11 protein-coding genes are annotated in these 12,096 nt (G+C 66.0%); 4 read left to right on the forward strand and 7 right to left on the reverse strand.

Annotated features, from left to right (window positions below; genetic code table 11):
• A partial coding sequence (locus DBV10_RS10130) for an FtsX-like permease family protein (protein WP_148090337.1) occupies positions 1 to 1,972 on the forward strand: 1,972 nt, incomplete at its 5' end.
• Positions 1,973 to 2,006: 34 nt separating this feature from the next.
• On the opposite strand, the gene DBV10_RS10135 is transcribed toward DBV10_RS10130, so the two are convergent.
• Positions 2,007 to 2,240 carry a hypothetical protein gene (locus DBV10_RS10135; RefSeq protein WP_124513188.1) on the reverse strand — a complete coding sequence of 78 codons (234 nt, stop codon included), beginning with the start codon at positions 2,238 to 2,240 and terminating at the stop codon, positions 2,007 to 2,009.
• A 1-nt stretch (position 2,241) separates the two neighbouring features.
• Entirely contained in the window at positions 2,242 to 2,946 is a 705-nt protein-coding gene (locus DBV10_RS10140) for a hypothetical protein (protein ID WP_124513190.1), read from the reverse strand.
• A gap of 150 nt (positions 2,947 to 3,096) precedes the next feature.
• Here DBV10_RS10140 and DBV10_RS10145 point away from each other — a divergent pair, with 150 nt between their 5' ends.
• Together DBV10_RS10145 and DBV10_RS10150 are read left to right on the forward strand one after the other, a co-directional pair.
• A complete protein-coding gene (locus DBV10_RS10145) occupies positions 3,097 to 4,152 on the forward strand; it encodes a PLP-dependent cysteine synthase family protein (protein WP_124513192.1) in 1,056 nt (351 codons plus the stop codon).
• Positions 4,153 to 4,198: 46 nt separating this feature from the next.
• Entirely contained in the window at positions 4,199 to 5,317 is a 1,119-nt protein-coding gene (locus tag DBV10_RS10150) for a lipocalin-like domain-containing protein (protein ID WP_124513194.1), read from the forward strand.
• A 62-nt stretch (positions 5,318 to 5,379) separates the two neighbouring features.
• Here DBV10_RS10150 and DBV10_RS10155 read toward each other — a convergent pair whose 3' ends face one another.
• From DBV10_RS10155 to DBV10_RS10175, 5 genes are all read right to left on the reverse strand, one after another.
• Positions 5,380 to 6,381: a branched-chain amino acid ABC transporter permease gene (locus DBV10_RS10155; protein ID WP_124513196.1), complete on the reverse strand. Its 1,002-nt coding sequence runs from the start codon at positions 6,379 to 6,381 to the stop codon at positions 5,380 to 5,382.
• A gap of 12 nt (positions 6,382 to 6,393) precedes the next feature.
• Positions 6,394 to 7,278, reverse strand: a complete 885-nt coding sequence (locus DBV10_RS10160; protein WP_124513198.1) for a branched-chain amino acid ABC transporter permease — start codon at positions 7,276 to 7,278, stop codon at positions 6,394 to 6,396.
• 101 nt (positions 7,279 to 7,379) lie between these two features.
• On the reverse strand, positions 7,380 to 8,576 hold the full coding sequence (locus tag DBV10_RS10165; protein WP_124513200.1) for an ABC transporter substrate-binding protein: 1,197 nt from the start codon (positions 8,574 to 8,576) through the stop codon (positions 7,380 to 7,382).
• Positions 8,577 to 8,646: 70 nt separating this feature from the next.
• The gene (locus DBV10_RS10170; protein ID WP_124513202.1) at positions 8,647 to 9,357 is read right to left on the reverse strand and encodes an ABC transporter ATP-binding protein; all 711 of its coding nucleotides are present in this window, start codon (positions 9,355 to 9,357) and stop codon (positions 8,647 to 8,649) included.
• Position 9,358: 1 nt separating this feature from the next.
• A complete protein-coding gene (locus DBV10_RS10175) occupies positions 9,359 to 10,129 on the reverse strand; it encodes an ABC transporter ATP-binding protein (protein WP_124513205.1) in 771 nt (256 codons plus the stop codon).
• Positions 10,130 to 10,477: 348 nt separating this feature from the next.
• Between DBV10_RS10175 and DBV10_RS10180 the strand changes: the two genes are divergently transcribed.
• Positions 10,478 to 12,096 (forward strand): ABC transporter transmembrane domain-containing protein (locus DBV10_RS10180; RefSeq protein WP_233589881.1); only part of this gene is annotated, 1,619 nt, incomplete at its 3' end.

Below are 12,096 nucleotides of genomic sequence, written 5' to 3' on the forward strand. Positions count from 1 at the left end.
CCTGCAGCTGCAGCCCGGCACCGACCGCAGCGCCTGGGAGCGCGCCCTGCGCGCACAGCCCGGCTGGCCCGCCAACCTGGTGCTGGCGCAGCCGGGCGACGCGGCCCAGCGCATCAGCAACCTGTCACGCGCGTACCGCGTCAACCTCACGGTGCTGGCGCTGGTGGCGCTGTTCACCGGGGCCTTTTTGGTGTTCTCGGTGCTGGCGCTCAGCGTGGCGCAGCGCGGGCCGCAGTTTGCGCTGCTGGCCGTGCTGGGCGCCACGCCGCGCCAGCGCCTGCTGCTGGTGCTGGCCGAATCGGCCGCGCTGGGGCTGCTGGGCAGCGTGCTGGGCATTGCGCTGGGCACCGCCCTGGCCGCCACCGCCTTGCAGCTGCTGGGCGGCGACCTGGGCGGTGGCTACTTTGCGGGCGTGCAGCCCGCGCTGCAGTGGAGCGCCCCCGCCGCGCTGGTGTACGGCGCGCTGGGCGTGGCCGCAGCGCTGGCGGGCGGCTGGTGGCCCGCCCGCGCCGCGCAGCAACTGCCCCCGGCGCAGACGCTGAAGGGCCTGGGCACGGCAGCCAGCGCTGGGGGCCAGGGCACGGTCGGCCTGGCCTTGATGGCGGCGGGTGCCGCGCTCACGGCTGCGCCGCCGGTGTTTGGCATTCCACTGGCGGCCTATGCCTCCGTCGCCTTGCTGCTGGTGGGGGGCATCGCCCTGCTGCCCTGGGCCATGGCACGGTTGCTGGCGGCGTTGCAGCCCCTGGCCGCGCGCCACGCGCTGCCGCTGCTGGCGCTGGAACGCGCGCGGCGCATGCGCGGCAGTGCGGCCATTGCCGTGGGCGGGGTGGTTGCCAGCCTGAGCCTGGCGGTGGCGCTGACGGTGATGGTGGCGAGCTTTCGCGGCTCGGTCACGCAGTGGCTGGACGCCGTGCTGCCCGCGCCGCTGTATGTGCGCTCGGCGCTCCAGCCCCCCGGCACCGAGGCCGCGCTGCTGCCCGCCGGTTTTGCCGAAGCCGTGGCCCGGCTGCCCGGCCTGGAACGGGCACAGGCCCTGCGCGCCAGCCCGCTGCAGCTGTCGCCCACCCGCCCGGCCCTCACGGTGCTGAGCCGCCCGCTGGGCGACGCGGCCGCCCAGCGCCTGCCCCTGGTGGGCGACGCCCTGCCCGTGCCCCCAGGCCACACGGCCGTGTACATCAGCGAAGCGGTGGTGGACCTGTACGGCCTGCGCCCCGGCATGGCCTGGCCCGATCTATCAAAGGCATTTAGCCCTCCAGGGCAGGATGGCAAAGCGCAAGCAGCTATCTTTTACATAGCAGGCGTGTGGCGGGACTATGCCCGCCAATCGGGCGCCGTTGTGATGGACCGCACCACCTGGCTGCACCTGACCGGCGACGCCCGCACCAGCGACCTGGCCCTGTGGCCCCGCGAAGGCGCCGACACCGCCGCGCTGCAAGCCGCCATCCGCGCCCTGGCGGCCACCCACGCAAGCCCCAGCGCTGCGGGAAGGCCGAGTGGCGAGACCCTGGTGGAGTTCGTATCGGCCGGCGCCATCCGCGAACGCTCGCTGCGCATCTTCGACCGCAGCTTTGCCGTCACCTACTGGCTGCAGGCCGTCGCCATCGCCATCGGCCTGTTCGGCGTGGCCGCCAGCTTCAGCGCCCAGGTGCTGGCCCGCCGCAAGGAGTTCGGCCTGCTCGCCCACCTGGGCCTCACGCGGCGGCAGATCCTGACCGTGGTGGCAGGCGAAGGGGCTGCGTGGACGGCCGTGGGCGCGGCGGCAGGTGTGCTGCTGGGGCTGGCGGTGTCGGTGGTGCTGGTGCACGTGGTCAACCCGCAGAGTTTTCACTGGACGATGGATTTGGCCGTGCCGGGGGGGAGGCTGCTGGGGTTGTGTGCTGCCGTGGTGGTGTCGGGCACGGTCACTGCGTGGCTGGCGGGGCGGGCGGCGGCGGGGAGGGATGCGGTGATGGCGGTGAAGGAGGATTGGTGATGCCCTCTCCGCTATAGCAGCCCCGCGCTACTTCTCAGTTTTGCATGTGAGGATCGTTGGCAGCCTCAAACCGAATTAATGCGTTGAGCCGTGAAAGCAGTTTTGCAGGCACATCCTTGCGTCGATCATTCGCCCGAACTCCGGCAACAAAGGCTGGGTGAACATACCGCACTTCTCCAGTTCCATTGACGGCGAAAATCAAGCCGCCGTGCTCTTGCCAAAGCCTTTTGAAATGACGGCTGTCGGAGGTGTGAATCGCTCCACTCATGTCATGCTCCTTGGTTTTTGATGGGAGTGAGATTGGCTTCAAAGTCCGCAAGCCCCTCCAACAGAAGTAAACGATTTTCTTCGTCACGCTCTCTGTATGCCTGAGTTCCTGGGACCTGTTCGTCATCGATATAACAAGACAGTGCTACCAGTTGCTGAGGAAACTGGAGTAGGTGCAAGCCACAACCATGACGCGTTTGACACGCGGCACGAAGGTAGTGGAAGGGATCCCAGAGCGTCTCTTCAATCGCGCGCAATGGGCTCATCGGCATGTCCTCAGTCCCGTCACGTCGATTCCATTCAATACGTGTGGGGAGATCTAGCGCCTTCAAAAACATGTCCGAAGATCGAAGCAAAACAATCAGGCGATTGAGGAAAGCATCGCGAACTAGGTTGTGCTCCTCGACAACAGATCTCAATTCATCGGCTGTCTGGTGTCTAAGCGCAATGCTGACCTGCAACAGGACACCTGCTTTATCGCCGCCAAGACGCTTAAGACTTTGTGAGATATACCTATTGGCAGCATCGGAAAGCCGCTTTCCTTTCAGGTCAGCTCTCAGGTGAGGAATCTCCTGTGCAATCACCTTATCGAGAAAGGCATCTCTACGCAGCAGTAAGCCAATGAGTTGCCGGTCGAAATCTCTAAACATGGGCTCGTACATTTTCCCGGTGAGCTTCGTTAGCCCTCGATCCTGTCCTGTTGCCATGGTCACTGCTCCTTCATTGGTAATCGATATAGAAATTGTGAAGTGCAATCCAAAATACGCAAAGAACTAGCCGCAAAGATTTTCGGAAGAAAATGAGATCATGCTCATGCGGCTGTTCTGCCAAGCACCACAACACTCGACAATCCCCCTATGACCCTCCCCACCCCCTGGCTCCACGAAGCCATCGCCCGCATCGAAGCCGACTACCAGCGCAGTGCCGACACGCACCTGATCCCGCTGCGCCTGCCCGCCTTTGCGGCACACGGCATTGACCTGTACCTGAAAGACGAGTCCACCCACCCCACGGGCAGCCTGAAGCACCGGCTGGCGCGGTCGCTGTTTTTGTATGCGCTGTGCAATGGCTGGGTGCATGCGGGTTCGACCATCGTCGAATCCTCCAGCGGCTCCACGGCGGTGAGCGAGGCTTACTTTGCGCGGTTGCTGGGGCTGCCGTTTGTGGCGGTGATGCCGCGCAGCACCTCGCCCGAGAAGATCGCGCAGATCGAGTTCCATGGCGGGCGTTGCCACTTTGTGGACAACGCGGGCGCGGTGTATGACGCGGCCCGGGCGATTGCCGAGGAGACGGGCGGCCACTACATGGACCAGTTCACCTATGCCGAGCGCGCGACCGACTGGCGGGGCAACAACAACATTGCCGAGAGCATGTTCACGCAGATGGCGCGCGAGCCGCACCCCGTGCCGCGCTGGATTGTGGTGGGTGCGGGCACGGGCGGCACCAGTGCCACCATTGGCCGCTATGTGCGCTACCAGCGGCATGCCACGCAGGTGTGTGTGGCCGACCCGGCGGGCTCGGTGTTCAGCGCCTACCACCGCACGGGCGATGCGCAGCTCACAGCGCCGGGCTCGCGCATCGAGGGCATTGGGCGCCCGCGCGTGGAGCCGAGTTTTATCCGCACGCTGGTGGACCGCATGGTGGACGTGGCGGACTGCGAATCCATCGCGGCGATGCGCGCGCTGTCGCAGTTGCTGGGGCGGCGCGTGGGGCCGTCCACCGGCACCAACTTTGTGGCCATGCTCACGCTGGCCAGCGAGATGCGCGAGCGGGGCGAGCGCGGCTCCATCCTGTCGCTGCTGTGTGATGCGGGCGAGCGGTATCTGCCCACGTACTTCGACACCGATTGGGTGGACCGCACGTTTGGCGATTGCTCGGCCGCACAGCAGAAGGTGGATGCGTTGATGGGCTGAGCGCCCCGCCCTCTCCCACCATTCTCCCCACTGCCATCCCGTCACCATGTTCAGCACCACACGCCGCCAGTGGCTGATGGGGGCCAGCCTGCAGGCAGCCGGGCTGGGTGCGCTGCTCTGGCCGGGTGCGGCGCAGGCGCTGCCCGCGCGCCCGCTGGGCTTTCCGCGCGACCACGGCAGCCACCCGGAGCTGCGCACCGAGTGGTGGTACATCACCGGCCATGTGCAGGCGCAGGGCCAGCCCTGGGGGTTTCAGCTCACGTTCTTTCGCTCGCGGGTGGATGCCACGCAGGGCCTGCAGTCGGCGTTTGCGGCCAAGCAGTTGCTGTTTGCGCACGCGGCCATCACCGATGTGAAGGGGCAGCGCCTGCGGCATGACCAGCGCATTGCGCGCGCGGGTTTTGGTGTGGCGCAGGCCAGCGAGGCCGACACGCGCATCCGGCTGCAGGACTGGACACTGGAGCGCAGTGATACGGCACGCGGAAAGCCGGACTTCATGACCAGCCGCTACACCACACGCATTACCGGCAGCGAGCTGGGGCTGGATCTGCAGTTCGACAGCACGCAGCCCGTGCTGCTGCAAGGCCAGCAAGGCCTGTCGCGCAAGGGGCCGGATGCGGCGCAGGCCAGCTACTACTACAGCCAGCCGCAGCTGGCGGTCAGCGGCCACTTGACCTTTGCAGGCCGCCGCATGGCGGTGGAGCCAGGCACCGGCCGCGCGTGGATGGACCACGAGTGGAGCGAGGCCCTGCTGCACCCCGAGGCGCAAGGCTGGGACTGGATCGGCATGAACCTGGCCGACGGCAGCGCGCTCACGGCCTTCCGACTGCGGCGTGCGGATGGATCGGCGCTGTGGGCCGGGGGGTCGTGGCGCGCGCCGGGCCAGCCGGTGCAGGTGTTTGGCGCGCAGGCCGTGGTGTTCACCCCGCAGCGCACCTGGACCAGCCCGCACAGCGGCGCGCGCTACCCGGTGCAGTGGCGGGTGCAGACGCCCGTGGGCGCGTTTGAGGTGCGCGCCCTGCTGGACCACCAGGAGCTGGACAGCAGCGGGTCCACCGGCGCGATTTATTGGGAGGGGTTGTCCGACCTGCTGGACAGCACGGGGCAGCCTGTGGGCCGGGGCTATCTGGAGATGACCGGATATGCAAAGCCGCTGCGCCTGTGAGGGCGGCAGCGGCTTTTTGAGCAGCATCCAGGCGAAAGCCCGCCGTTACGGGCAAGGGTCGGTCAGTGTTTGGCAGTGCTGCCCGCACGGCGCTGTGCCAGCCACGCAATGATCTCGCCCATGATGCCGCGGCGGAAGGCCAGCACGCAGATCACGAAGATCAGGCCCGTGACCATGGTGACGGATTCACCCAGGGTCTTGAACCATTCCACGCTGGTCAGGGCGGCCAGCAGGTTGCCGAATTCGCCGATCTTGTTCTCCAGCAGCACCACCACGGCCGAGCCGATGAGTGGGCCCGACAGCGTGCCCAGGCCGCCCACCAGCGTCATCAGGATGACCTGGCCCGAGGCCGTCCAATGCACATCCGACAGCGTGGCAAAGCCCAGCACCAGGGTCTTGAGCGAGCCCGCCAGGCCCGCCAGCGCGGCCGACAGCACAAAGGCCAGCAGCTTGAAGTGCTGCACGTCGTAGCCCAGCGAAATGGCGCGGGGTTCGTTCTCCTTGATGCCCTTGAGCACCTGGCCGAACGGCGAGTGGATGGTGCGCACGATGAGCAGGAACGCCACCACCACGATGGCCAGCGCCACGTAGTACATGACCAGGTCGCTCTGGAGGTCGATCACACCAAACAGCTTGCCGCGCGGCACGCCCTGCAGGCCGTCTTCACCCCCGGTGAACTTGGCTTGCAGGCAGGCGAAGAACAGCATCTGCGCCAGGGCCAGCGTGATCATGGAGAAATAAATGCCCTGGCGGCGGATGGCCAGCCAGCCAAACAGCAGGCCCAGCAGCGCGCCCCCTGCCGTGCCCAGCAGCAGGCCCACTTCGGGCGTAAGGCCCCAGACCTTGATCGCGTGGCCGGCCACATAGGCGGCGCCCCCCAGAAAGGCCGCGTGGCCGAAGGAGAGCAGGCCCGTGAAGCCCAGCAGCAGGTTGAAGGCAGAAGCAAACAGTGCAAAGCACATGAGCTTCATCACGAAAACAGGGTAGGCACCAAGGAACGGCGCGGCAACCAGGCCCAGCAGCAGCAGGCCGTATCCGATGGGGGCAATGTTCTTGAAGTTCATGCTGGCTGCCCCTTATTTTTCTTTGCCGAACAGGCCGGCGGGGCGGATGAGGAGAACGATGACCATGATGACAAACACCACGGTGGACGATGCTTCGGGGTAGAACACCTTGGTGAAGCCTTCGATGACGCCCAGGCCCAGCCCGGTGAGGATGGAGCCCATGATGGAGCCCATGCCGCCAATCACCACCACGGCAAACACCACGATGATGAGGTTCTGGCCCATGAGCGGCGTGACCTGGTACACGGGGGCGGCGAGCACGCCGGCAAACGCGGCCAGTGCGGCGCCAAAGGCGTAGGTCAGGGTCACCATCACCGGCACGTTGATGCCGAAGGCCTCGACCAGGCGCGGGTTTTCGGTGCCGGCGCGCAGGTAGGCGCCGAGCTTGGTTTTCTCGATCACGTACCAGGTGGCTACGCAGACGATGATCGATGCCACCACGACCCAGGCGCGGTAGTTGGGCATGATCATGAAGCCGAGGTTGGTCGCGCCTTCGAGCAGTTCGGGCGTGTCATAGCCCAGGCCCGACACGCCGTAGATCGAGCGGAACACGCCTTCGATCAGCAGCGTGAGGCCCAGCGTGAGCAGCAGGCCATACAGGTGGTCGAGCTTGTAGATCCAGCGCAGCAGCAGGCGCTCGATCACGACCCCGAACAGGCCCACCACCAGCGGCGCCAACACCAGCATCCACCAGTAGTTGATGCCGAAGTAGTTCATGGCCATCCAGGTGATCAGGGCCCCGGTCATGAACAGCGCACCATGCGCAAAGTTGATGACGTTGAGCAGGCCGAAGATCACGGCCAGCCCCAGGCTGAGGATTGCATAAAACGATCCGTTGACCAGCCCCAGAAGGAGCTGGCTCAACAGGCCGGGCAATGAGACACCAAAGATTTCCATGGGAAGCAGCAGCAGGTGGAGGGGTTCAGGTCAGAGGGCAACCACAGGCCTGCCCCGGCCCACAGGGGCGGGGCCAGGCGCGGGGATGCCGTCTCAGGGGTTTACTTCCAGAGCGCGCACTTGCTCTCGGCCTTGGTGGTGAACACGGCGTCACCGGGCAGCTTCTTGATGAGCTTGTAGTAGTCCCAGGGCTTGGTGGACTCGGCAGGCTTCTTCACTTCCATGAGGTACATGTCGTGCACGTAGCGGCCATCTGGGCGGATCTGACCCGAGGCGAAGAAGTCGTTCATCTTCATGCCACGCCAGGTGGTCATGACCTTGTCGGCATCGACCGACTTGGCGGCTTCCACGGCCTTGAGGTAGTTCATGGTGGCGGAGTAGTCGGCGGCCTGGATCTCGGTGGGCATGCGCTTGGCCTTCTCGAAGAAGCGGGCCGAGAACTTGCGCGTTTCATCGTTCAGGTCCCAGTACCAGCTGGTGGTGAACTGCAGGCCTTCGGTGTTGCGCAGGCCCAGGCTGTGCACGTCGCTGATGAAGATCAGCAGGCCGGCCAGTTTCATGGTCTTGCCAATGCCAAACTCCTTGGCAGCCTTGATGGCGTTGATGGTGTCGCCACCCGCGTTGGCCAGGCCCAGGATCTGGGCTTTGGAGTTCTGTGCCTGCAGCAGGAAGGACGAGAAGTCGGACGCGTTGAGCGGGTGGCGCACGGCGCCCACCACATTGCCGCCCTTGGCCTTGACCACCGTGCTGGTGTCAGCCTCCAGCGCGTGGCCGAAGGCATAGTCTGCCGTGAGGAAGTACCAGCTCTTGCCACCGGTGTCGATGATCGCCGAGCCCGTGCCCTTGGCCAGGGCCACCGTGTCATACGCGTAATGCACGGTGTAGGGGGAGCATTGCTCGTTGGTCAGTGCCGAAGAGGCCGCGCCATTGTTGATGTACACCCGCTTCTTCTCCAGCGCCACCTTGGCCGTGGCCAGCGCCGTGCCGGAGTTGGTGCCGCCAAAAACCATGGTCAGCCCTTGGGTGTCGATCCACTCACGGGCCTTGGAGGCAGCGATGTCGGCCTTGTTCTGGTGGTCGGCCGTGAGCAGTTCGATGGGCATGCCCAGCACCTTGCCACCGAAGTCGTCGATGGCCATCTGGATGGCCACCGCACCGTTCTTGCCCTCCAGGTCGGCATACAGGCTGGACATGTCGGTGATGAAACCGATCTTGACCTTGTCCTGTGCCTGGGCGGCCGTAGAGGCCAGGCCTGCGGCGGCCAGCATCAAGGCCAGCAGTGTGAGTTGTTTCTTCATGGATTTGTCTCCTGTGGGTGTGGTGGAAGAAAACAGGTGGGAAGAAAAGGGCAAGCAGCCTGAGAGCGCCTCAGACGCCCAGCAGCTCGTTGAGCACGGGCATCTTGGCCTCCAGCTCGGAAGCCCCGAATTTCTCGACGATGCGGCCATGCTCCATCACGTAGAAGCGGTCAGCCAGCGGCGCGGCAAAGCGGAAGTTCTGCTCGACCATGACCACCGTGTAGCCCTTCTCGCGCAGCATCTTGATCATGCGGGCCAGGGCCTGCACGATGACGGGCGCGAGGCCTTCGGAGATTTCATCGAGCAGCAGCAGGTTGGCCCCCGTGCGCAGGATGCGGGCCACGGCCAGCATCTGCTGCTCGCCACCCGACAGGCGCGTTCCCTGGCTGTTCTTGCGCTCGGCCAGGTTGGGGAACATGGCGTAAATCTCTTGCACCGACATGCCGGGCGTGTTGGTCTTGAGCGCGGGCGGCAGCAGCAGGTTTTCTTCGCATGAGAGGCTGGAGAAGATGCCGCGCTCTTCGGGGCAGTAGCCCACGCCCAGGTGCGCAATGCGGTGCGTGGGCATGTTCACGGTTTCCACGCCGTTGATCTTGACCGAGCCTTTGCGCGCGCCGGTCAAGCCCATGATGGCGCGCATGGTGGTCGTGCGCCCTGCCCCGTTGCGGCCCAGCAGCGTGACCACCTCGCCGGGCTGCACGACGATGTCCACGCCATGCAGCACATGCGACTCGCCGTACCAGGCTTCGAGGTTCTTGATTTCGAGTGCGGGGGTGCTCATCTCAATGCGCCCCCTGGAGTTGGCCATCGGTCGTGCCCATGTAGGCTTCCATCACTTGCGGGTTGTTCGAGACTTCTTCGTAGGGCCCTTCGGCCAGCACGGCGCCGCGCTGCAGCACGGTGATGCGGTCGGCTATTGTTGAGACCACCTTCATGTTGTGCTCCACCATCAAAATGGTGCGGCCGGCCGAGACCTTTTTGATGAGCTGCGTGACGCGGTCCACATCCTCATGGCCCATGCCCTGGGTGGGCTCATCGAGCAGCATCAGCTCGGGCTCCATCGACAGCGTGGTGGCGATCTCCAGCGCGCGCTTGCGGCCGTAGGGCAGGTTCACGGTAACCTCGTCGGCCAGGTCTTCCAGGCCCACTTCGGTCAGCAGCTGCATCGCGCGGTCGTCCAGCTGGCGCAGGGTGCGTTCGCTGCGCCAGAAGTGGAACGAGGTGCCCAGCTTGCGCTGCAGGCCCAGGCGCACGTTCTCCATCAGCGTGAGGTGGGGAAACACCGCCGAGATCTGGAACGAGCGGATCACGCCGCGCCGGGCAATCTGCGCAGGCTGCTCCCGCGTGATGTCGTGCCCATTGAAGCGGATGGTGCCCGAGGTGGGTTCCAGGAACTTGGTCAGCAGGTTGAAGCAGGTGGTCTTGCCTGCACCATTGGGGCCGATCAGCGCATGGATGGAGCCCCGGCGCACCGCCAGGTTCACATCGCTCACGGCAGTGAAGCCCTTGAACTCTTTGGTCAGGCTTTTGGTTTCAAGAATGACGTCGCTCATTGCGCCTTGGCCGCTCCGTAGGGTGCTGAGAAAGGGAGCCTTGCAGCAAGGTCTCCGCGTGTATGGGTCTCGGCGCATCGTATGTCCCCCTACCCCGCGGTAGATACTGGGACTAATGCCTATGTATAAATGCCTACGTACCCACCGCCTGCGGCACAGGCGCACCACCGGCTGCGGGCCCGCACCCTAGGCCAGTGCTCAATCTGGCCACAGCCCCCACGCGCGCGCAATGCGGGCCAGGGCGCGCACACCAGGGGATGCCTCACTGACTCTTTGCTGACACCGAGCCGCTGGCCGCGCCCCCATCCCGACACCAGGGCAGTTGCCGGGCGGCCCTACACTGCCGCCATGGCGTCCACCCCCTCCCCCACCCCTGCCCGCGGGGCCCCCCGCTCGTTGACCGGCCTGCTCCCCTTTCTGCGGCCCTATCGCGTCCACATGGCGCTGTCGGGGGTGTTCCTGGTGCTGGCAGCGCTGGCCACGCTGGCGTTTCCGATGGCGCTGCGCGGGCTGATCGATGGCGGCCTGGTGGGCGGCACGGCCAGCGACAAGGGCACGCAGGCCATGGCGCTGCGGGGCCACTTCGAGGCCCTGTTCGCCGTCGCCGTCGCACTGGGCGTGTTCTCTGCGGCGCGCTTTTACATGGTGAGCTGGCTGGGCGAACGGGTGACTGCCGACCTGCGCAATGCGGTGTACGGCCATGTGCTGCGGCAAAGCCCGCAGTTCTTTGAGAGCACGCAGACCGGGGAGGTGCTGTCCCGCCTCACGGCCGACACGACCCTGGTGCAGACCGTGGTGGGCTCGTCGTTGTCGATGGGGCTGCGCAATGCGGTGATGGGCATTGGCGCATTGGCCATGCTGGTGTGGACCAACCCCTATGTCATGTCGGTGGTGCTGCTGGCGGTGGTGCTCGTGGTCTTACCCACGATGTGGATCGGGCGGCGCGTGCGGCGGCTGTCGCGGGACAGCCAGGACCGCGTGGCCGACTCCAGCGCGATTGCTGCTGAGGTGCTGAACGCCGTGCCGGTGGTGCAAAGCCATGCGGCCGAGCCGCGCGAGACGGCACGTTTCATGCGGGCCACGGAAAACGCCTTCCAGGCGGCCATCCAGCGCACCCGCGCACGCGCGGTGCTGGTCGCCTTCATCATCATTGCCAATGCGGCCCTGCTGCTGTGGGGGCTGTACCGGGGCACCGAGGCCGTGCTGGCCGGCCAGATGAGTGCAGGCCACCTGGGCCAGACCGTGGTCTACGTGATCCTGCTGGCAGGTGCCGTGGCCGTGCTAGGCGAGGTGTACGGAGACCTGCTGCGCGCTGCGGGCGCCACCGAACGGTTGATGGAGCTGCTGGAGAGCCGCTCACCCGTAGCAGACCCCGCCGCGCCACGCGCCTTGCCCACGTCGGGCCAGGGCCTGGAGGTGCAGTTTGACAACGTGTGGTTCCACTACCCCTCGCGCCCGGAGCAGGCCGCGCTGCACGGCTTTTCGCTGCATCTGGCCCCCGGGGAAACCGTGGCCCTGGTGGGCGCCAGTGGTGCAGGCAAGACCACGGTGCTGCAGCTGCTGCAGCGGTTTTATGACGTGGACGCCCCCACCCACCCCGGCACCCCGGGCACGCCACCGTCGGGACAGGGCGGCCGCATTCTGCTCAACGGGGTGGACCTGCGTGACATGGCGCTCGGCACCCTGCGCGCCCACACCGGCACGGTGCCGCAGGACGCCGTGATCTTCTCGGCCTCGGCCATGGACAACATCCGCTATGGGCGCCCCGAGGCCACGGATGAAGAGGTGGAGGCCGCCGCCCGTGCAGCCTTTGCCCATGACTTCCTCATGGCCCTGCCCGGGGGCTACGGCACCTTTCTGGGCGAGCGTGGCGTGCGGCTGTCGGGCGGGCAACGCCAGCGCATTGCGATTGCACGGGCCATGCTCAAGAACCCACCGCTGCTCCTGCTGGACGAAGCCACCAGCGC

It is taken from the genome of Acidovorax sp. FJL06, assembly GCF_003852545.1.
GTDB lineage: Bacteria > Pseudomonadota > Gammaproteobacteria > Burkholderiales > Burkholderiaceae_C > Acidovorax.